This is a genomic window from Haloarcula sp. K1 (genome assembly GCF_001647155.1).
GTDB lineage: Archaea > Halobacteriota > Halobacteria > Halobacteriales > Haloarculaceae > Haloarcula > Haloarcula hispanica.
Window position 1 is genome coordinate 1 of record NZ_LRHL01000034.1, and the last position, 21,499, is coordinate 21,499.

The 21,499-nt window shown below is 64.8% G+C and carries 17 protein-coding genes; 8 read left to right on the forward strand and 9 right to left on the reverse strand.

Features of this window, described 5'->3' with window-relative positions; genetic code table 11:
* The first annotated feature begins 92 nt into the window (after positions 1-92).
* Positions 93-1,280 (forward strand): sensor histidine kinase KdpD, encoded by a 1,188-nt coding sequence (locus AV929_RS10595; RefSeq protein ID WP_014039568.1) that lies wholly within the window; start codon positions 93-95, stop codon positions 1,278-1,280.
* Between the two features lie 26 nt (positions 1,281-1,306).
* Here the strand turns inward: AV929_RS10595 and AV929_RS10600 are convergent, their stop codons facing one another.
* The 3 genes from AV929_RS10600 to btuC form a co-directional block, all read right to left on the reverse strand.
* Positions 1,307-3,769 (reverse strand): DEAD/DEAH box helicase, encoded by a 2,463-nt coding sequence (locus AV929_RS10600; RefSeq protein ID WP_064288235.1) that lies wholly within the window; start codon positions 3,767-3,769, stop codon positions 1,307-1,309.
* 71 nt (positions 3,770-3,840) lie between these two features.
* Positions 3,841-5,055 carry an ATP-binding cassette domain-containing protein gene (locus AV929_RS10605; protein WP_064288236.1) on the reverse strand — a complete coding sequence of 405 codons (1,215 nt, stop codon included), beginning with the start codon at positions 5,053-5,055 and terminating at the stop codon, positions 3,841-3,843.
* Between the two features lie 53 nt (positions 5,056-5,108).
* A complete protein-coding gene (gene btuC, locus AV929_RS10610) occupies positions 5,109-6,179 on the reverse strand; it encodes a vitamin B12 ABC transporter permease BtuC (RefSeq protein WP_064288237.1) in 1,071 nt (356 codons plus the stop codon).
* Between the two features lie 58 nt (positions 6,180-6,237).
* Between btuC and AV929_RS10615 the strand changes: the two genes are divergently transcribed.
* The 3 genes from AV929_RS10615 to AV929_RS10625 all read left to right on the forward strand — a co-directional run bounded on the left by AV929_RS10615 (position 6,238) and on the right by AV929_RS10625 (position 10,155).
* Entirely contained in the window at positions 6,238-7,338 is a 1,101-nt protein-coding gene (locus AV929_RS10615) for a PGF-CTERM-anchored ABC transporter substrate-binding protein (RefSeq protein ID WP_064288238.1), read from the forward strand.
* Positions 7,339-7,342: 4 nt separating this feature from the next.
* Positions 7,343-8,071 (forward strand): 5-formyltetrahydrofolate cyclo-ligase, encoded by a 729-nt coding sequence (locus tag AV929_RS10620; RefSeq protein ID WP_050037574.1) that lies wholly within the window; start codon positions 7,343-7,345, stop codon positions 8,069-8,071.
* Positions 8,072-8,157: 86 nt separating this feature from the next.
* Positions 8,158-10,155 (forward strand): ATP-binding protein, encoded by a 1,998-nt coding sequence (locus tag AV929_RS10625; protein WP_064288239.1) that lies wholly within the window; start codon positions 8,158-8,160, stop codon positions 10,153-10,155.
* Here AV929_RS10625 and AV929_RS10630 read toward each other — a convergent pair whose 3' ends face one another.
* The 3 genes from AV929_RS10630 to AV929_RS10640 form a co-directional block, all read right to left on the reverse strand.
* Positions 10,156-11,556, reverse strand: coding sequence for an NAD(P)/FAD-dependent oxidoreductase (locus AV929_RS10630; RefSeq protein ID WP_014039575.1), 1,401 nt, complete (start codon positions 11,554-11,556; stop codon positions 10,156-10,158).
* Positions 11,557-11,649: 93 nt separating this feature from the next.
* On the reverse strand, positions 11,650-14,166 hold the full coding sequence (locus tag AV929_RS10635; RefSeq protein ID WP_064288240.1) for an RND family transporter: 2,517 nt from the start codon (positions 14,164-14,166) through the stop codon (positions 11,650-11,652).
* Positions 14,167-14,169: 3 nt separating this feature from the next.
* Positions 14,170-16,095, reverse strand: coding sequence for a COG1361 S-layer family protein (locus tag AV929_RS10640; protein ID WP_064288241.1), 1,926 nt, complete (start codon positions 16,093-16,095; stop codon positions 14,170-14,172).
* 204 nt (positions 16,096-16,299) lie between these two features.
* On the opposite strand from AV929_RS10640, the gene AV929_RS10645 reads away from it, so the two are divergent.
* Positions 16,300-16,932 (forward strand): TetR/AcrR family transcriptional regulator, encoded by a 633-nt coding sequence (locus tag AV929_RS10645; RefSeq protein ID WP_014039578.1) that lies wholly within the window; start codon positions 16,300-16,302, stop codon positions 16,930-16,932.
* Between the two features lie 54 nt (positions 16,933-16,986).
* On the opposite strand, the gene AV929_RS10650 is transcribed toward AV929_RS10645, so the two are convergent.
* Positions 16,987-17,541: a response regulator gene (locus AV929_RS10650; protein ID WP_014039579.1), complete on the reverse strand. Its 555-nt coding sequence runs from the start codon at positions 17,539-17,541 to the stop codon at positions 16,987-16,989.
* 124 nt (positions 17,542-17,665) lie between these two features.
* Between AV929_RS10650 and AV929_RS10655 the strand changes: the two genes are divergently transcribed.
* Together AV929_RS10655 and AV929_RS10660 are read left to right on the forward strand one after the other, a co-directional pair.
* Positions 17,666-18,274 carry a hypothetical protein gene (locus AV929_RS10655; RefSeq protein WP_023843132.1) on the forward strand — a complete coding sequence of 203 codons (609 nt, stop codon included), beginning with the start codon at positions 17,666-17,668 and terminating at the stop codon, positions 18,272-18,274.
* 76 nt (positions 18,275-18,350) lie between these two features.
* The gene (locus tag AV929_RS10660) at positions 18,351-18,638 is read left to right on the forward strand and encodes a hypothetical protein (RefSeq protein ID WP_008310747.1); all 288 of its coding nucleotides are present in this window, start codon (positions 18,351-18,353) and stop codon (positions 18,636-18,638) included.
* Here AV929_RS10660 and AV929_RS10665 read toward each other — a convergent pair.
* A complete protein-coding gene (locus tag AV929_RS10665) occupies positions 18,635-19,486 on the reverse strand; it encodes an NAD(+)/NADH kinase (protein WP_050007553.1) in 852 nt (283 codons plus the stop codon). The genes AV929_RS10660 and AV929_RS10665 overlap by 4 nt on opposite strands.
* A 108-nt stretch (positions 19,487-19,594) precedes the next feature.
* Between AV929_RS10665 and AV929_RS10670 the strand changes: the two genes are divergently transcribed.
* Positions 19,595-20,725, forward strand: a complete 1,131-nt coding sequence (locus tag AV929_RS10670; RefSeq protein WP_050037579.1) for a KaiC domain-containing protein — start codon at positions 19,595-19,597, stop codon at positions 20,723-20,725.
* Here the strand turns inward: AV929_RS10670 and AV929_RS10675 are convergent.
* A complete protein-coding gene (locus tag AV929_RS10675) occupies positions 20,722-21,435 on the reverse strand; it encodes a DUF4013 domain-containing protein (RefSeq protein ID WP_014039582.1) in 714 nt (237 codons plus the stop codon). The two genes, AV929_RS10670 and AV929_RS10675, sit on opposite strands and share 4 nt — an antisense overlap.
* Positions 21,436-21,499 lie beyond the last annotated feature (64 nt).

Below are 21,499 nucleotides of genomic sequence, written 5' to 3' on the forward strand. Positions count from 1 at the left end.
AAACCGCCGTGCCTCACTCTTCAATCCTTATCTGAACACTACGCACAGGCCTTGACGAACATTTATATTCAGGACGAAGTAAATGAGTAAAAATGGGGTCAAACTCCGACTCCCCCTGCTATCAGGCGACTCCGGAGGACCAGATCGGGGAGCTGTACGCGGCGACACGCCGGCTGATGACAGCCGAGAACCGGTCCGAAGTCGCGACTATCGCAGTCGAGACTGCGACAGCGATTCTCGACTTCCCGTTCAGTGTCTTCTGGGAGGCCACTGACAGCGGACTCAAAGCCGAGGCGATCTCTGAGCCGCTTCGAGAGCACGTCGAGGTCCCGGCCGAGCCGGGACGGAGAATGCGACACGAACGCGGGAGTTGGCTGTGGGACCATTACGAGAGTGACGAGACACAGCGGGTCCTCGTTGATGAAGAGAAAGCGGCGTCCGATGCACCCCTTCACGGCTGTATCTCCGTTCCACTCCCGGAGTACGGGCTCTTGACAGCCGGGACGGATGAACGAGCCGAACCGACCGAGCGGGAGACGCAGTTGGCCGACATCCTCGGGAAGAACGTGCTCTCGACCCTCGAACGGATCGAGCGCGAGCGGGAGCTGAAACGGCAGCGTGACAACCTCGATCTCTTGAACCAGATCGTTCGTCACGACCTTACGAACCACCTGCAGACCATCAGCGGCCGGGCGGAACTGCTCCGGGACCAGTGTAGCGGTGACGCCCTGGAACACGCCGACGGTATTCAGGAAAGTAGCCAGGCAGCCGCGGAACTGCTCGAAACGGCTGGAAACCTTGCGACGGTAATGCGACAGACGGACTGGGAGACCGAGCCGGTCGCCCTCGGACCAGTACTGTCCTCGGTGTCCGAGGATATCGCAGCGACGTACAGCGACGCACAGGTCACTGTCCCGGACGAGTCCCCGTCGGTACGGGTGCGGGCCGACGAACTCCTGTCCTCTGTGTTTCGGAACGTCCTCACCAACGCCATCCAGCACAACGACTCGGCAGTGCCGTCGGTCGTCATCGACGTGATCGACGATGGCGACGTGGTCCACGTCACTGTCGCCGACGACGGACCGGGAATCCCGGACGAGCAGAAACAGGCGGTGTTCGAGCGCGGGGAGAAACGCCTGGACAGTGACGGTACCGGGGTCGGCCTCTACCTCGTCCGAACGCTGGTCGACGCGTACGGCGGTGACGTGTGGGTCGAAGACAACGAGCCGACGGGGACGGTAGTCGGAGTCACGCTGCGGAAGGCAGCGGGCGACGCCTGAGGCGGTTTTTCCACCGGGCGGTCACGCTACTGCTCTACCAGCCCGTCCAGTAGATGTATCGCGCCGTGTTTGTCCAGTGGGTCGTTTGCATTCCCGCAGTGGGGCGACTGCACGCAGGCCGGACAGCCGTCGGCACAGTCACACGAAGTCAGCATCGACAGCGTGGTGTCCATCAGCGGCCCGATGTCGTGGTAGCCGGCCCGCGTCAGACCGATGCCGCCGGGGTAGCCGTCGTAGATGAAGATGGTCGGCTCGCCGGTGTGGGGATGACGCGGCGTCGACAGCCCGCCGATGTCGCCACGGTCACAGAGGTACTCGAAGGGGAACATCGAAATCATGGCGTGCTCGGCGGCGTGGATGGATCCCGGGAAGTCACCGGGTTCGCTGCCGCCGTCGGTCGCTGCATCGCCGTGTTGACCGCCGCCCCCGCCACCGCTTCCGCTCTCGCTCCCGCCACCGGAGTCGCTTTCGGCTCCGTACGCACCCTGCCGAATCTCGCTTTCTATGTCCGATGGCACCGTATGGTACAGCGCCTTCGTCTCCAGCGTCGTCTCTGGTAGGTCGAGCGAGCGCTGTCCGAGGACCTCCCCTGAGGAGCCGTCGCGGCGCTCGTAGCCGGTAATCTGCTTGCGCATCGTCACGGACGCGAAGCGGACCGGCACGTCTTCGCGGGTCGGCAGTCGCCGCTCCGCCAGGTCCGCCTCGACGGTGATGGTCTTGTCGTGCAGGACGCGGGTGAAGTAGTCGGCCCACGTCCGGTCGAGTTCTGCCACACCCGCGTTGAGGTCGAGGTCCGTCACCTCGTAGCGCCGGCCCTGATGATGGTAAATCGCGCCGGGGTGGGCGTCCCGCAATGCGTCCTCGACGGAGAGTTTCGCTATCACGTCGCCTTTCGCCACCAGTTTCACCTCGCCGTCGTCGACGGTCCGCAGGTTCATCTCGTGGTGCGGGCTGCCGTTGCCGAGCCAGCGCATCCCCTGGTCGGTCTGGCGGCGGTCGAGCTTTCCGGCAGATTCGAGATCGCTGACCACGTCGGGGAACGGCTCGCCGAAGTGGCGGTCGTCGTCCGGCGAGAGCCAGTTCTCGCAGGCGGCCGCGTGGACGTGATTCGGAAGCAGTTGCTCGTTTTCGGGGTTTGTCACGGCCTGCTCGGCTCCCGTCTCGAACAGCGCGTCGGGGTTGCGCAGGACGTACTGATCTAGCTGGTCCTCGCCGCCGACGAGCGCGACCAGGGCGGGGTCCGTGCCGCGACCGGCCCGCCCGGCCTGCTGGAAAGCCCGCATCCGCGTCCCGGGGTAGCCGTCCAGCAACACGGCGTCTAAGCCGCCCACGTCGACGCCCAGTTCGAGCGCGCTGGTCGACCAGACGCCCCGCAGGTCGCCAGATTGGAGGCCCTGCTCCAGTTCGCGCCGTCGGTCGTCGGTCAGTGCGGCCTGGTACGCGCCGACGCTGTCGGCGAGGGCGTGCTCGCCGCGGCTCCGGAGTTCGTCCGCGCTGTCGCTGGCGTAGCGTTCGGCCGTCTGGCGCGACCCGGCAAAGACGACCGTCTGGAGGCCCCGCTCGACGAGGTCCACGAACAGCTGTTTCGTCTCGACGTGATTCGACTTCCGGCGGCCGCTCCCCCAGCCGTCGCCCTCGTACTCCGGCGGATTCCACAGCAGCCAGTGCCGCGGCCCGCTGGCGCTCGCGTCCTCGTCGACCAGTGCGAACGACGGCTCGGGCTGGCCGGTGACGGCCGCCGCGTGTTCGACCGGATTGCCGATGGTCGCCGAGCAGCAGACCCACTCAGGGCCGCCCGCTGTTGCGCTGTCGCCCCTTCTGCCGTTGCTTTCGCTGCTATCGCCGCCGGCGTCGAACCGCTCGGCGATACGCTGGAGGCGGCGCATCACCAGCGAGACGTGGCTGCCGAACACGCCGCGGTAGCCGTGGACCTCGTCGACGACGACGGTTTCGAGCCGCTGGAAGAACCAGTCCCACAGCCGGTGGGCGTGGGGGAGGATGCCGTAGTGGAGCATGTCCGGCGTGGTCAGCAACACGGTGGGCTGGCGCTCCCGGATGGCCTCTTTCTCCGACTTCGACTGCCGGCCGGTGTACTGGGCGACGGAGACCCCGGAGGCGAAGCCCAGCCCCTGCGCGAGTTCCGACAGCGTCTCGGTCTGGTCGTTGATGAGCGCGACCTGTGGCGCGACGTACAGCGTCGTCGCCCGGCGGTCCAGCGCCCGCTCGAAGGCCGGCACGGTGTAGGCGAGGCTCTTGCCGCTTGCCGTCTCGGTCGCGAGGACGACGTTCTCGCCGCCGCGGACCGCCTCGATAGCGTCCACCTGATGGGTGTAGAGGTCAGTGATGCTTTGATCTTCGAGGACGCCAGCGAGGCGGTCCGCAATCTCGCAGTCCGCGGTCCGTGCGTCCCGACCGGGTACCGTCCGCTGGTCGACGATCTGTCCCTCGTAGTACGGCCGGTCCCGGAGCCACGAAATCGTGTCGTCCACGGGCGACGTACGGGAGCAAAAAGTATCGGTGTTGCTGTTCTCGGCTGGAGATACATCAGCCGACGGTGGACTCAGTCAGTGGTCGACTGATTGAGTGGCGGTGTCGCGTCGGGCTCCGCCGCGGACGGCAGGGACGCGACTGCCGCAGGGAGCGCAGCCAGCGGCACGGTGTCGTGACCGTTGCTGGTGTAGGCGCTCTCGTCTGTCTCGACGGCGAGACGGGGGCTACCTGCCTCAATAACCGCACTGTTTCCGTCACCGGTTTCGCCCGCTATCACGACGGCATCGGCCGCAGCGGCGAGGTCGGCGGCGCGCTGGCGTGCCGCGTCGTCGATGCCGGCGAAGGCCGGGACCGTGACCGCCTCGCAGTCGAGATCGGCGGCCCGCTCGGCAGCTGTGTCACCGGCGGGGACGACGCCGATGCTGACCCGACAGCCGGCCCCGACGAGCTTCGAGACGGCGGCAGCCGCTGGCGTGCCGGTCCCGACGACGTGGACGCGACGGGCGACCGACTCTTGTTCGGCCAGCGGGGTCACGAGCGGCGCGTCGGTGCCGGGCTGGGTCGTCACCAGCGTCTCCGCGTCGAAAGCGTCACGGAGCGTGTCGCTCGTGAGCACGTCCGCGGGGCGGCCCGCGGCGCGGACCCCGCCGCCGGCGAGCAACACCAGTTCGTCGCAGTACCGCGCGGCCAGGTTGAGGTCGTGAATCGCGGCGACGGCCGTCTTCCCGTCGTCGACGAGCGCTCGGACCAGTTCGAGCGTGCGGACGGCGTGGTTGATGTCGAGGCTCGCCGTCGGCTCGTCGAGCAGGAGGGCCGGCGTTTCCTGTGCAAGCGCCCGGGCGAGGAGGACCCGCTGGCGCTCGCCGCCCGAGAGCGAGGTGAACGGCCGGTCGGCGAACTGGGTGACGCTCGCACGCTCCATCGCTGTTTCGACGGCGTTCCGGTCGCTCTCGTCCATTCGGTCGAACCGGCCGAGATGTGGCGTCCGGCCCATCTCCACGGTCTGCCTGACGCTGAAATCGAACGATAGTGCAGTGCCCTGTGGCGTGCTCGCGACGAGGCGGCTCACCGCTTTCGCGGACTTCCTGTGGATGGGGTCGCCGTCGACACGGACTGTGCCGGCGTCCGGGTCGAGCGTCCCTTTCACCGTCCGCAGGACAGTCGTCTTGCCCGCGCCGTTGGGACCGACGAGACCGACGAGCGACCCGCGGTCGACGCTGAACTCGACGCCCGAGACGACAGACTGGTCGCCGAAGGACACCGCGAGGTCGGACACGTCGAGCATCGGCCCGGAGCGGTCCCGTCCCGGGTCCCCACCGTTCGATGTAGCCGGCCCGCTCACAGCTCGTGCACCTCCCGCTTCCGGAGCAAGTACAGGAAGAACGGCGCGCCGAGGACGGCGGTGACGATGCCGACTGGGACCTCGGCGCTGCCCGAGCGTGCTAGCGTGTCCGTCGCGACGAGGAACGACGCGCCGGCGAGCGCCGCCGTCGGGAGCAGTATCCGGTGGTCCGGCCCGACGAGCAGCCGCATCACATGGGGGACGATGAGGCCGACGAAGCCGACGATGCCGGCGACGGCGACGCCCGCCGCCGTGATGACTGCCGACAGCGCGAGCAGGACCCGCTTGGTCCGTTCGACCTCGATACCGAGGCTCTGAGCGTCCTCCTCACCGAGTAGCATGACGTTCAGATCGCGTGCGTAGGCGAGCAACACGACGAACGGGATGGCGACGAGCACGACGCTGCTGGTCACTTCGGGCCACGACGCGCCCTTGAGATGGCCCATCAGCCAGTACAGCGCCCGGCGGATGCTCTCGCCGCTGTGGAGCAACAGGAAGGAGACGACAGCGCCCAGAAACGTCTGTATCGCCACGCCGGCCAGCAACAGCGTCGCGACCGGCGTGCGGCCGTTCCGCGTCGCGATGAGATAGACGCCGAAGGCCGCGACCAGCGCACCCACGAAGGCCGCGCCGCGGAGGCCGAGTCCGAACGGGATCACGACCGGCGCGACGATGAAGCCGACCGCGCCGACCGCCGCGCCGGAGGAGACGCCGATAATAGAGGGGTCGGCCATCGGGTTCCGGAAGATCCCCTGCATGATCGTCCCCGCGGCGGCGAGCGAGAAGCCGACGACCGCGCCCAGCAGTATCCGGGGGAGCCGGACCTGCATCACAATCTGTGTCTGGAGGTCGCTCACGGCGTAAGAAAACACATGGGCCGTAGTCACGTCGACGGCAGGGCCGGAAACCGAGATGCCAGTCGGGACGACGACGGCGTTGAGCAGCACTTTCCCGACGATTTCGGGTGGAATCCACACCGGGCCGATACCGGCGCTCGTCGTCACCACGGCACAGAGGACGGCGACGAGCCCCGCCGACCACCCGACAGTCCGACCCGCGAAACGCATGTATGAAAGCCCAGTTGCAGTAGATAAGTATTTATTGCTCCTGACACCCGCCTAGAGCATGCGACAACTTTCTCTCGTCTGCGTCTTTGTCTTGCTCGTGGGCTCGTCCGCAGGTGTGACTTCGGCCGCAGCAACAGCCGACACGCAGGCGGACGACTGCTCGTTCCCGGTCACGATGACCGACGCGACCGGGACCGAGGTCACTATCGAGGAGCGCCCGGAACGGGTCACGACGACCAATCCCTCGGCCGCCCAGACGATGTGGGAGATCGACGGCCGCTCCCAGGTGGTCGGGCTCACCCAGTACGCGAGCTATCTCGACGGTGCTGAGAGCCGAACGAACGTCTCCGCGAGCTTCGGTGTCAACGTTGAGCGCGTCGTCGGTACGAACCCGGACCTGGTGATTGCACCGAACGCCAGCGCCGGTGATGTGGCCCCGCTTCGGCAGGCCGGGCTCACGGTGTATCACCTCCCCGCCGCGACAACTATTGAGGACATTCGAGCAAAGACGGCGACCATCGGTCGACTGACTGGTAACTGCGAGGGTGCGAGCGAAGCGAACGCCTGGATGGACGCGAACGTCGACGCCGTTCGGCAGGTCACTGCGGACGCCGAAGACCGACCGACGGCGCTGTACCCGCTTGGCGGGGGGTACGTGGCGGCGGGCAACACCTTCGTCACGTCGCTCATCGAACTCTCGGGCGCGGAGAACGTCGCGGCCCGCAACCACACCCAGTACCCACAGCTCAGCAACGAAGTCATCCTCCAGTTAGATCCGGACGTGCTCTTTGTCACCGAGAACACGGCGACCATCGCGGAGACCGAGCCCTACGCCAGCACGACCGCGGGCGAGACCAACTCGACGGTCGCCGTACAGGTGCGGAACATCAATCAGCCCGCCCCGCGGAGCGTGGTCTCGTTCGCACACAACGCCACCGCACAGCTCTATCCGGACCGCTACGACGCCGACAGCTACGTTCCCCGGTCGGCTGTGACGCCGGCCGAGACCAAAACGAGCGAGCCCACACCCGCGGACCACACGCCGAGTACTGACCAGTCCACGACCGACGCCAGCGGTCCCGGGTTCACCGCCGTCGGGGCGCTTGTCGCACTGCTGGCGCTGGTCTGCACACAGCAGTTCCGCCGCCGGAGGCCGTAGCGCCATGGACAAGCAAACTATCCGCGAAACGGTCTGGGACGCGCTGGAAGAGCAGGGTATCGCCCGGTTCCCGTTCCCGCCCCACGACCGGATTCCGAACTTCGAGGGCGCAAGCGAGGCTGCACAGCGCCTGACCGAGACGGCGGTCTGGGACGCCGCAGAGACGGTCAAGGCGAACCCAGACTCGCCACAGCTCCCGGTCCGACGGGCGGCGCTTCGGGCCGGCAAGACGGTATATATGGCCGTTCCTCGGCTCCGGGACGAGCGGTGCTTCTACGAACTCGACCCCGACGAACTCGACGACATCGAGGCGGCACCGGCGATCTCGAACGTCGCGGACCACGCCCGGCAAGTGGGCCCCGAGGCGGTCGGGAGCGTCGACCTCGTGGTGTCGGGGTCGGTCGCGGTCACCGAGGACGGCGCGCGAATCGGGAAGGGCGAGGGGTACAGCGACCTCGAATACGCCGTCCTCCGGGAACTGGGGCTGGTCGACAAGACGACGCCGGTCGTGACGACGGTCCACGAACTCCAGATTGTGGGCGGTCCAGAGGGCGTCGTCGATACTACCGTGCCCGTCGACGACCACGACGTGCCGATGGATTGGGTCGTGACGCCGGAGCGAACTGTCGAGACGGAGACCACGCACACGACACCAGCGGGCGTCGATTGGGATGCGCTTTCGACGGACCGCATCGACGAGATACCGGTACTTTCGACCCGCCGGCCCGACTGACCTCTCAGCCGCTATCGCGGGGTAGAACCCTGGTAATGAAAGCTTACCGGCGGTACAACTTTAGCCCCACATGCCTTGGGACGCATATGGATACGCCCGTGGCCACGTCGAACCGTCACGGGGTCGATGGACCTGCTGGGCGGCTACGCGTCCTCTACGTCGACTCGGAATGTGACGATATCACGGCGGTCAAGGAGACGCTGAGCGGTAGCACCGATGAATTCACTGTAACGGTGTGTGAGACGGCGGACGACGCGCTCAAAACCCTCGAAGACGCGTCGTACGACTGCGTCGTTAGCGAGTACCGACTCCCGGACCGAGACGGCATCGAACTGTTACGGGCCGTCCGGGACCAGTCGTTCGACCTCCCGTTTCTGCTCTTCACTGACGACGGCGACGAGAGCGTGGCCAGCAACGCTATCTCTGCCGGCGTCACAGACTACGTGACGAAAACGCCGCTTTCGGAGCAGACGGAACTGCTCCGACAGCGGATCACTTCGGCCGTCGCCCGCTCTCAGGAGGAGGCGGACATTCTCGACCGGATGACGGACGCGTTCTTCGCGCTCAACGAGGACTGGGAGTTCACGTATGCCAACGAACGCGGCAGACGTGTCATCGGCCGTGCGATGGACGTTGACGGAGATACCACTGACCTGCTGGGACGGAACATCTGGGAGGCGATTCCGTCCCTGGAAGGAACGGAGTTCAGCAAGCAGTACCGGCAGGCGATGACACAGCAGGAGCCAACCTCCTTCGAGGCGTACTTCGAACCGCTGCAGACGTGGTTCGAGGTGTCCGTCTATCCGTCGCCAACCGGGATTTCGGTGTACTTCCGCGATATCACTGAGCGCCACAAGCACGAGAAGGAGATCAGGGGCAGAGAGCGGACGCTCCGAGAGATTTACCGGGTCATCTCCCGCAAGGACCTCGATTTCGAGGACAAGGTCGAGCGCCTGCTCGAAATCGGGCAGCACGCCCTCGGGACCGAAACGGCCGCCCTCTCGCGCATCGATGGCGACATGTACGTCTTCGAAATCGTTCGCGACCGGACGGGGGCCATCGAGGCGGGCGATGCAGTCCCGCTGGACGCGACGAACTGCGAGCGGGCCGTCGTCGAGGAGAAGACGCTGGTGCTCGCTGATATCGCTGAAGACCGGCCAGAACTGACCGACAGAGCGGGTTACACCGAGATGGGCGTCTCCTGTTACCTCGGAACGCCCGTTGTCGTCGACGGCTCGGTGTACGGCACGTTCTGCTTCTACGGCACGGAGCCCCGCGATTCCTTTTCGGAGTGGGAAGTCACGCTCGTGGAGTTGATGGGGAACTGGGTCAGCTACGAACAGGAGCGCGAACGGCGCGAGCAGGAACTCACACGCGAGCGAAATCGTCTAGAAGAGTTCGCCAGCGTCGTCAGCCACGACCTCCGAAACCCGCTCAACGTCGCGTTCGGCCGGCTCACGCTCGTCGAAGAGGCGTACGACGGGGACCCGGAGCACGTCGAGGCGCTCCGGCGGTCGCTCGAACGGATGGACGAACTCATCGACGACGTGCTCGCGCTCGCCCGTGGCGGTCACAAGGTCATCGACGCGACCGAAGCGTCGTTAGACGATATCATCACGGCCGCCTGGGATACCGTCGAGAGTTCGGACGCGACGCTGGAACGGCGCGACACGGACGTGCGAATCACGGGCGACCAGACCCGCCTCCAGCAACTGTTCGAGAACCTCTTCCGAAACAGTGTGGAACATGGTTCCACAAGCAGTCGGACGGAGTCCGACGACAGCGTGGAACACGGGCACAGTCTGACGGGGGCCGACGACAGCGACAGCGACGAACATGTGACCGTCCGGGTCGGGACGCTCTCGGACGGACGGGGCTTCTACGTCGCCGACGACGGCCCTGGTATTCCCGAGGACGAGCGCGACGAGATGTTCGAACGCGGCTACACCACGAGCGACGACGGGACCGGGTTCGGGCTGGCCATCGTCTCCGAGATCGTCGACGCGCACGGCGCTCGGATCACCGTCTCGGAAAGCGAGGACGGCGGCGCGCGCTTCGACGTGACCGGTATTCAGGTCGAGTGACTACAGCTGGTCGACGCAGTCCCGGATGAGGCCGTCGACGTTTTCGGGGAGCGTCGGGTGGTAGGCCCGGTCCGGCAGGTCACGCACGTCGAGTCCCAGCTCGACGATAATCTGGAACGCCTTGGCGAAGCTGTCCGCGTGGTAGTGCATCCCCTGCCAGCCGAGCACTGTCCCGTCGTCGGCGTCGACGACGAGCTTCGCCAGCCCCTCGGGCACGTCCTTCGATTTGAACACGCCGTCGTCGCTGGCCTGTCGCGTCGCCGTGACGACGTCGTAGCCAGCCTCTTTCGCCGTCTCCTCGTTGTGGCCGACGCGGGCGAACGGGTAGACCCCCAGCCCGGAGAAGATGACGTGGTGGTGGACGTTCCGGTAGTCCTTGAGCGAGCCTCCGGCCTCCTGCCGGACGATGTTCTCGGCCGCGGTGAAGCCCTGCTCCTTGGCGACGTGGAGAATCGGCTCCTTGCCGTTGACATCGCCGACGGCGTAGATGTGGTCGGCGTCGCGGGTCTGCATCGTATCCTTTGCCCAGTCGCCCTCGACCGAGACGGACGTGTTCTCCAGGCCCAAACCGTTGACAGTCGGCCGGCGACCGGTAAAGAGGAACAGCTGGTCGGCCTCGAACGTCTCCTCGCCCCCGTCGTCGTACTCGACGGTGAGGCGGACGCCGCCGTCCTCGGTCTCTTCGAGTTCCTGCTCGTAGCAGTTTGTCGGGATGGTCACGTCCCAGTTGTCCTCGTAGATGTCGAGTGCCGCGTCGCCAAACTCGGGGTCGCCTTCGTCAATTGGCCGGTCGTCGTGCTCGATAACTGTGAGTTCCATCCCGCCAGCCTCCGCCAGATACGGGACCATCTCCATCCCAATGTATCCGAAGCCCATCACGATACCGGAGTCGGGGAACTCCGTGGCGTCGAGCACCTGGTCGCTGGTCATGAAGTCGACTTCGTCAATGCCGGGCGTGTCCGGGACGTTCACGCTGGACCCGGTCGCGATGACGACGTAGTCGGCCTCGTGCTCCTCGCCGCCGGCCCGGACCGTGTGCTCGTCGACGAACGTGGCAGTGTCGTGGATGAACGTCACGTCGTCGCGCTCGGCCATCTCGTGGATGGAGTCCCGCCGGTGGCCGGCCCAGTCGAGTACATGGTCGTCCTTGCGCTCGACGACGGCTTCCAGGTCAACCTCGGGCACGTCACCGACGAGCCGTTCGTCGTGGCGCGCCTGGAAGCGGTGGGCTCCCGCCGAGAGGACTTCTTTGGACGGCATACAGCCACGAAGAATACAGAGGCCGCCGCCGGGCTCGCCGTTGTCGACGAGCGTGAGTTCGATGTCTTCCTCCTCGACGAGGTCGCCGGCGACTGCGGCCCCGGCACTCCCATACGCGCCGATAATAACGACGTGAGTCATACCAGTGCTAGGACGATGCCCGCAAATAAAGGCTTCAGTGGCGTGTTTTGCTCGAACACGACCGGCGGTAGTTCTGCCGCCAGGGCCGCAGACTCAATCGTCGCCTTCGACGGGCGCGGGCGGACGCGACCGCCCAAACCCGAGTAGGCCACGAACCGACCAGTCAGCGTTGAACACCCGGTCCCAGACGACGAGGGCGGAGGGAATCACCAGGAGGGACGCGAGGAAGGCGTACCCGATTGATAACGCTGTCAGAATGCCAAACTGGCCGATCGCAGGGAACACAGCCAGGCCGAGCACACCGATGCCGAACGTCGTGGTGAGCATACTGCCAAACAGCGCGCCGCCGGTCCCGCGGACGGTCCGGTCCAGCGCCGTTTCGAGGTCGTTTTCGTCGAACTCGTCGGCGAACCGGTGGGTGACGTGGACCGAGTAGTCGACCCCCAGCCCGATAGTTATCGCCAGCATCGTCGCTGTGAGCGCGTTGAACGGGATGCTGAGCAGCCGCATTGTCCCGCCGAGCCACGCCACTGTGACGACGACGGGGATGATGTTCACGAGACCGAGCGACGGCCGCCCCTCCAGCATATTGTAGATGAGGACCAGAAACACTGACGCGCCGATAAGCGCAATCGCCAGGGACTGGATTGCGGACTCCAGAATCAGGTCCGAGACGGCCTGGAACACGACGACCGAGCCGGTTGCCGTCGCCTCGTACCGGAAGTCGTCGGCAACGTTTCTCGTATCGGCGGTCACCTCTGCGTCGGTTGCGTCCGATTCGACTGTGTAGACGACACGCGCGCTCCGGTAGTCCTCGGTGATGTACTCTAGCGCCGTACTACGGGCCGGCGAGTCGAGCAGATACTCGTAGATCTCTTCGAGGTTATCATCCGGGACGCCGTTGTCGTTCTGGTCATTGCGCTCGACCATCCGACGGAACTCGGGGTCGCGTTCCGCCTGGTCCTGAATGACTGTCACGATGGATGTCGAATCGGCGCGTCCGTCCTCGCGGACAAACGAGTCCGGCGGGTTGTTACCCGCCCGATACATCTGTTCGAGCGCCGCATCGTTCCGCATTGGCCCCTCTACGTACACCGTCGCCTGACTGGACTGGGTCGTGTCGAATCGCTCATCGAGGAAGTTCGTCACCTCCGTTACGGTGTATTCGCTTGGGGCGAACGGCTCCGGCAGGGCCTCGACGAAGTCCGGGTTCTCCTCGGGCGGCAGGAAGTCCTCCTGACTAAACGACGTCGAGACGCCGGTGGCGTAGTAGCTGGCACCGACCGTGGACACGAGGATGAGAACGAGGAAGATGATCGGGGCGCGGTTCGCGATGACGACGCCGCCGCGCAACACGTCACTGAGTGCGGAATCCTCTGCACCCAGCGGCGTCTCGCTGAACGTCGGGATGGGGTAGGACTGTCTGAGCCGGTCCAGCTCCACCTTCGCGGCGGGCAGGAACACCCCGAAGATGAGGAACGTGAAGGTGATACCGACAGAGGCCACGTAGCCGAAGTCCTGAATCGGCGGCAGCGCGCTGGTGAGGTTCGCGGCGAACCCGATGACTGTCGTCCCAGTAACGATGAAGAAGGCGACAAGCAACTGGTCGGTCGTGATTCGCATCGACTTCTGGATGGACGCCCCGGTCTCGCGCTCCTCGCGATACCGGTTGACGGCGTGAATACCGAAGTCGATCCCGACCGCCAGCAACAGCGGTGGCACGGCGATGAGCATCTGCGAGAAGGGGATACCGGCAAGCCCCATGAAGCCGAACGTCCAGACGACGGCCATAAACAGCGCGAGTAGGCCAAGCGCCATGTCCGCGAGGTCGCGGTAGGCAATCGTCAGGAAAAACAGGATGAACAGCACTGCCGCGGGCACGGTCAGGATGAGCGAGTCGCCGACGACGTTCGAGAACTCGTCTGCGACGATACCGCTGCCGAACAGGGTGATGCCACCGTGGTCAGCGCTGGAGACAGTGAACCCGGCCTGTTTCTGGATGCTCGTCAGCGGACTCGAACCGCCCTGGCCTGACCCGGAGGAGATTCCGGCCGGGACCTCGTGCGTGACGACCCCGATGGTCGCCGACGCCGAGGCGGCTTTGCGGTTGAAATCCTTGCTCAGTAACGATTTGAACCGGGGGCTCTGCTCGGCCGCGCGCCCGACAGCGGAATCGATCTCACCCGGCGTCGCTGATTCGACAGCGTAGATCTGTTGTTCAGTCGTCGTCGCTTCCGGGTCTAGCTGCTGGGCGACAATGCTGGCGGCGCTTGCGGTCGACGTGACACGGAGTGCTCCGTGCTGTTCCAGCCGATGCTGTGACCTGAGCATCCGGAGCAGCGCCGGCTTCGAGAGCACGTTCGTCTCCTGCTGGATGAGCTGTGTGCTCCCTGTATCCGGCGAGAAGGTCGGCGAGAACTTGTCGTTGACCTCCTGCAGTGCCTCCTCGGCCGGAAGCCCGGTCGTAAACTGTGACGTCCCGGAGTTGGTCGAGACGCTCCCGAGGCCGGCGCTGAAGACCACCGTCACGATTAGGAAGAGGAGCACCACCTTCCGTGAATCGTGGACGATGCGGTCGTCCGCCCAATCGATGTAGCGCTGGTAGTCCATGCGTTAGCGGAACCTGAAGTAGCCGCCGATGGCCAGGGCGGCCACGAGTGCGACGCCGATAATCGCCGTCAGCGGCGAACTGCCACCGCCGGAGTTAGTCACGGAGACCGGGAGGCGGTAGGTGTCGGACACCGGCGTATCTCCGTCCGGCTCCTCGTACTGGAAGTCCACCGAGACGGGGTAGTTTTTCGTCATCGCGGCACCGCTTGCGCTGATACCGAACTCGATGGTCGTCGACTCGCCCTCGTCGAGGCTGTCGACGTACGCTTGGTCGTCCGACACGGAAATCGGGGACTCGGCGAACAGCTTTGCCTCGATATCGGTCAGTCGCTCGCCGGCGTCGTTGGTGATCGTCACTTCGAGTGTGCTGGATCCGCCAACGTCGACGGACGCGTTCGTCGTCTCGACGATGAACTCGTCAGCGCTGCCGTCGACGCTCTGCCGGATTTCGAGCGTGTCGCTCTCGCGCTGGTCGCCCTCGCTGTTGCGGTAGTTGGCGACGAAGTCGAACTGCCGCGGGCCGGAGTTCGCGTTGTCCGACACGTCGGCGTCGAACGAGACGGTCGTCGATTCGCCCGGTTCGAGGTTGCCGACCGCGTACTGGGTCTCCTTCGGCGAGATGTTGTCGTGGGTGCTCGCCCAGTTCAGGACGACGTTGCGGACTGTTCGGTCGCCGGTGTTGGTCAGTGACGCTTCGATGGTTCCGTCATCGCCCGCCTGGAGGGTCGACTCCACGTCGCCCATGGCGAAGGACTGTTCGGGCTCGGGCGTGAGTCCGAGCGAGATGTCGTCGGCGACGCCGGCATCGCCTTCGGGGTCGTCGTAGCTTACCGACGCCGACAGGGCGTAGCTCTGTGTCTTGGCGTCGTCGCTGGCGCTTGCGTCGACGCTCACCGTTCGCGTTTCACCGGGCTCCCAGGAGCCGACGAACTGCGACGTGGACTCGGACTGTCCGAACGTAATCGCGGTGTTCTGCGTGGCAAGCGACACTGTCGCGTCCGAGACCGTGACAGGACCGTCGTTACGCAGGGTCACGTTGTACGTCCCGGAATCGCCGACAGCGACGTCACTGTCGGTGCTTTCGACGGTGAACGTTTGCTCGGGGTCGGGCGTGATACCGAGCGAGGAGGCGGACGTGCTCTTTCGCACTCCGTCCGTGTTGTCGTAGTCGACCTGAAGGTCGAACTGGTATGGTTCGGCCCTGGCATCACCGCTCGCACCGACCCGGTACCGGAGAGTGCGCTGTTCACCAGCTTCCCACGTCTCAATGAACCTGGAGCTGCTGGTGTCACTGCCAACTGAGAGTTCAGAGTTCGTCGATTCCAGCGTCACCGAGGCTTCCCGGGCCGGTTCGTCGCCGGTGTTCTCGACGGTAACTGCGACCGTTCCGGTCGAATCCACCCGTGCACCGGAGTCGACGTTCACCACGTCAAAGGTCGCATCGTCGTCGATTTCGAGTTCGAGTTCGATTCGTTCGGTGGTGGTCTTTTCGTCACGCGACCCGTCAGCCTCGGAAATGTAGCTCGTGTATTCGTACTCGACGATGACAGGGATAGTGTAGTCCCCCGAGCTGGCGTCGTCATCGACGCTCACCTCGAAGGATATCGGTTCCGTCTTGCCTTCCGGGACGGAACCCACAGCCTGTTTGCTCGTTGTCACCGTAATCGGGGCGTCACCGTCGTTGACTTTGACTGTGGTCCCGCGGGCGGTCGTCACCTCGCTGCTCTGGACACCCTGGGTCGAAGACCCGGAGTCGATCGTTCCGCTGTTGACGAGGACGACGTCGAGTGTCGTCTCCTCACCGGGCGTGACGGTATTATCGACGAACGTTGCGTCGAAGTCGGGGCTCCCGGTTACGGCGGCGATCGCCGTTCCGGATGCCATGAGCAATGCGACAACTGCCAGCGTCAGTAATGTTCGTGGTTTCATGCGTAGGGACACTTCGGACATTCCTTGCCGTTGTTTCTGTCTGGAGCGGACGTCATGCTTGGGAGATCGGGATATGTACCCACATACGTCTGTGCAGACTCCCGCCCGAACCGTGTACATCGAACGAACGTTCGGTCGCCTATCAACGTTGTGGTTCCGTAACAGTGGGAAGATATTTACTGCCCGAACGAATATTCGGTCGGGATGACTGATGGAATTCCGTTCGCCGGGGAGCCAGCGGACTCGCACGAGGCGATAATGCGGGCCACGTTCCGTGCCCTCCGGGAATACGGGTACGCCGGACTTTCGATACAGCGAATCGCGGACGAGGCCGACCTCAGCAAATCGACGTTTTATCACCACTTCGACGGCAAGGAGGACCTCCTGCTGTCGTTCCAGGAGTTCATCCTCACGGAATTTAACCGCATCTTTCAGGTCGAATCGACCGGCGACCCCGAACAGGACATCAAGACGTTTGTCAGCCTCGTTCTCGACGATTTCCCGGACTGCGTCGAAACGCCGGACAAGAACGCCGTCCTCGGGTCGTACGTCGAGATGCGCGCCCAGGCGGTCCAGAACCCGGACTTCCGCGAGAAGTTCACTGAGACGGACGAGCTGTTCGCCCGGCAACTCGTACAGATCATCGAGGACGGCATCGAACAGGGCGTCTTCGCCGACGTCAACCCCGAGACGGTGTCGCGGTTCATGATTACGATACTCGACGGCGTGATTCTCCAGAGCGCAACTCGCAACGACAACCCTGTCGCCGAGGTTCGGGACACTATCGACGAGTATATCGAAGAGACGCTGATTCTCGGTACCTATAGTAGCCATTGAAAATCAATGCACACCTGATCGCGCGACGGCAGTGCGATCAGTGTGTACATCGTTTCAATTGTTACTATAGCTTCGGCTGATCGACTGGTACGTCTCTTTCAGCTCCTCGAAATCGTCGTTCTCGGCGTGCAACACCCACTCCAGTTCTCTGGCCCGCTCTTTCAGCCTGGTGTACTCGTCGCTCGCCTCCAGTTGTGACGTGGATTTCTCTCGTTCCAGCACGGAGAGTTTCGAGGAGATCCGGAAGTACTCGTCGAGCCTGTCGTCCTCGTCGGGCCTGTCGAGGTGCTGGTCGAGCGCCGACAGAAGCGTCGACTGGTCGACCGGCTTCTGGAGGTAATCGTCGAAGGGCATCTCCAGAATGTTCAGGTCGGCGTCGACCGCGGTCAGCATGATGATGATGCCGTCGTACCCCCGCTCGCGCAACCGCGAAAGCACGTCGTCACCGTGCACGTCGGGCATGCGCCGGTCGAGCAACACGGCGTCGAACTCCGGGCCGGCAGCGTCGAGCGCGGCCTGGCCACTGTACGCGACAGTCGTCTCGTAGCGCTCGCCGAGTTTCAGGGCCTGCGTGTCGGCGACGTCGTGCTCGTCGTCGACGACGAGCACCCGCGGCGGGCCGCCTGTAGTTCTTGACACGGTATTACACCGTTCTAGGGCTGGCAACTGTATATGTTTTATCGGCAGCCGCCTCTCGAAAAGCGTTAACCGATGGCCCATCGAGTGTGTACTGATGAGCAAGTCGTCGGCGGGCACAGGCGGTCGACATCGCCTTGGGAGCCTCGCGGCCGTGGTCGGTTGGATAGGGGCAGGAGCGGTCGTGCTCGCCACCGTCGCGCTGGTGGTGCAGTCGGTGTTCTCGCTCGGGCTCTCGGAACAGGTCACCGTGGGCCTCGGCCTGGCGCTCGGTGGAGGACTGGGTGGCGTCTCCTATCTCCTGGTGACTGATTCGCCCGGCGAGACGACCGACGAGACGATGACGGTGTCGGCAGATGTCGACCGAACACCGGAGCCACAACCGGTCGATCTCTTCGACGGTCATCCGGACCCGGTGTTGTACTTCGCCGACGAGGGCCACGGCCCGGTCGTGCGTGCGGCCAACGAGGCGTTCGGGACCACGTTCGACGTGCCGTCCGACCGCCTCGACGGAACGGCGCTCTCCGAGGCGCTGCTCGTGGCTGGTATCGACGAAGTGGACGCCGAGACAGTCAGTACAACTGACCTCGATGTCGTGGCCCTCTCGACGGCACTCGACGAACCGAGGCAGTTCCGGCTGCGGACGGCCGGCGTCCCATCGACCGGCTACCTCCTGCTCACACCATTGGGGACGGCGAGCGATTGAACGGTCGAACGCCGCCCGCAGGTCGGCGGCGTAACGGAACTTTAAAGATTCCATCCCGGCGAAATTCTGGATAGGAATGCTCGCGTCACCGCTGCAACTCATCGATAGTTTCCTGCTGAACTACACCATCGGTGATGTCCTGCTACTCGGCTTTGTCGGTGGGCTCGTCGCAATTCTCCCGCAACGGTCGCTCCGGATGCTGGGGCTGCATACGATTGCGCTGGGCGCACTGCTCGTGATTACGCCGGCGTCGGCGATGGAACCAAGCAGTGCGAGCGTCCTCGCGTCGTCGTTCCAGTACAAACTGTTCGGCCTGGTGCTGCTCGTCCTCGCACCGGTGCTGTACGCCGTCGGTCGGCGTTAGGCTAGCTTGTCCAGTGCGGTGAAGAAGTCAAGCGGCGGCCCGGCGAGCCGGACCGGTTCGCTCGCACGCGAGACCGTAATTCGCTCCGGCGGGACCACGTCTTCTCTGACCCGTCCGTCGCTGACGACGACGCCGCTGTCGGCGTCCGTGAGTTCGACGACGATTTCGCTGTCGACGTCGACGACCAGCGGCGGCGTCCCCATTTCGTCTGCCATCCCGGTGATGATGAGGCCGGCCACGTCGGGATGGACGAGCGGGCCGCGTTCGCTGAGGTTGTACGCCGTCGAGCCGGTGGGTGTCGCCACCAGCACGCCGTCGGCGTGACCGGACGTGTACAGCGAGTCGTCGATGTACACGTCGAGCGTCGCCCCGCCGCCGTGACCGCGGCGCTCGCCCTGGACGACGACTTCGTTCAGCGCCGGCGATAGCTCCCAGTCGTCGCCGCTGGCCTGGAGCCGCGGCTTGGCCCGCGTTCTGGCGCTGCCGGTCTTCTGGATGTGTTCGACCTCCGCGACGACTGTCTCGACGGCTTCTTCGGGTGCGATAGCGTTCAGAAAGCCGACCTCGCCGAGATTGACGCCCAGGATCGGCGTCGACCCCGCGCCGCGGGCCGCGTACAGAAACGTCCCGTCGCCGCCGATGCTCACGACGAGGTCACAGGCGGACATCTCATCGACCGGGGCCGAATCGGGTACGGCGGCCTCCCACGCGTCGTGGTCTCCCAGCGCCCCGGCGGTCGTTTCGTCCACGACGACGGCCGCCGACGTGGCGCGCAGTCGGTCACACAGTGTACTCGCAAGCGACATGGCCCGGTCGTTGTCCCGCTGCGCGACGATACCGACAGTCATTGCCGGACGTTCCCGCCGGCCGCATATAAACCCTCTACGACGGCAATTATATCCGTCCCGACGCGTATCCACTTCCATGAGCCGTTCGTGTGGCTGGTGGTCGTGCGTATGAGCGGGGACGACGGGTCCGACGACGACTGGTTCGAAAGTGCGCTGGACGACGAGGACGGCGACAGCGAACAGACGGATACCGACGATACTTCGGCGATACAACCCGAAAGCGACGCAGCGGAGTCCACATCCGCGGACACTGGGCCGTTCGACGCCGACGGCGACGACGGGCAATCCAAGCGCAGTGGTGGCGACAGCCCCTTCGACGACGATGGGGGCACTCCCTTTAGCGAGGAGAGTGACAGCAGCCCGTTCGACGACGGCGGCGATGACCCCTTCAGTAGCGAGAGTGGTGCCTCCGATACCGACGCCGGGTCCTCCGGTGACGACGGCGGCGGTGGACTCTTCGACGACGACTTCGCCACCGCGTTCGAGTCTGCCGGCAGCGGTGACGGTGACAGCGGTAGCGACTTCGAGGAGGAGTTCGAGTCCGACATCCCGCGGGTCGACATCGGTATCGAGGGGCTCGACCAGATGATTCAGGGCGGGATTCCACAGCGCCATCTCATCGTCACTATCGGCTCGGCTGGAACCGGGAAGACGACGTTCGGGCTGCAGTTCCTTCACCACGGCCTCCGGAACGGCGAGAACGCGGTGTTTCTGACGCTCGAACAGTCCCACGACGCGATACTGGACACTGCCAGTGAACGCGGCTGGGGGTTCGAGGAGTACGAGGAACAGGGCCAGCTAGCGATTGTCGACCTCGACCCGGTCGAGATGGCGAACAGCCTCGACAACATCCGGGGCGAACTGCCGGCGCTCATCGAGAAGTTCGGCGCCGACCGGCTGGTGCTTGACTCCGTCTCCCTGCTAGAGATGATGTACGACGACCAGTCCCGGAGACGCACCGAAGTGTTCGATTTCACCCGGTCACTGAAACAGGCCGGCGTGACGACGATGCTCGTCTCCGAAGCCAGCGAGAACAACCCCTTCGCGTCCAGACACGGTATCATCGAATACCTGACTGACGCGGTGTTCATCCTTCAGTACGTCCGGTCGGACACCGGCGAGACGCGACTCGCCGTCGAGATTCAGAAGATACGGAACGCGAACCACTCGCGGGAGACGAAACCCTACGAGATAACGAACGACGGTATCTCGGTCTACCAGCAGGCCAACATCTTCTAAGCCGTCGCCGTCCCGACCGACTCCGGTTCGTCCCGCTCGTCGAGTGCGGCGTTGTAGCCGCCGGCCCAGAGGTCCGTCGCGACGACCAGCACGTAGAAGGTGGCGAACGGGCTGAGAATCACGGCGAGGAGCGAACCGAGGAACGGTATCACATTGAGCAAGTTCACCACGACGTTGACGGCGATGAACAGCGCAATCGAGACCAGCCACGGCGTCGCGTACTTCGGGGACAGGACTAACTTCCGTAGCGTCCCGAAATCGAACCCAGCACCGAACTCGCCGGTACAGGCGAAGTGGATGATGGCGGCCGTCGCCACGTAGCCGAACACCAGCGACAGGACGAACGAGATCACCAGCCCGCCGAAGAGGCCGGCCAGGCCGGCACCCGCTCCGGCGCGGGTCCCCGTCGCCATCGCGAACAGGCTGCCGCCGACGGTCACCCCGAACACGACGAGCGGGACGAGCATGTACACGATGCCGATGACCCAGGCCTTGAGGCCGCCGACGAACAGTTCGCCCCAGTCCTCGAACGCCGGCGGCTCTGTCGCCCCGTCTGCCCGTTCGCGGACTGCCTGAACGAGATAGCCGTACACGAGGATACCGGGTACGAGGAGAAAGGCGAGGAGGCTGAGAACGCCGCCGATGAGAACGGTCACGGTCCAGTCGTCGTCTTCCATGGGATATCTGAGTGTCTCTTCGAGTGATTCCATGTGTCTTGGTCACGCCCTACATAATTAGTTACAGACACCTTGCCGGGTTATTCGCTCGGCTTAC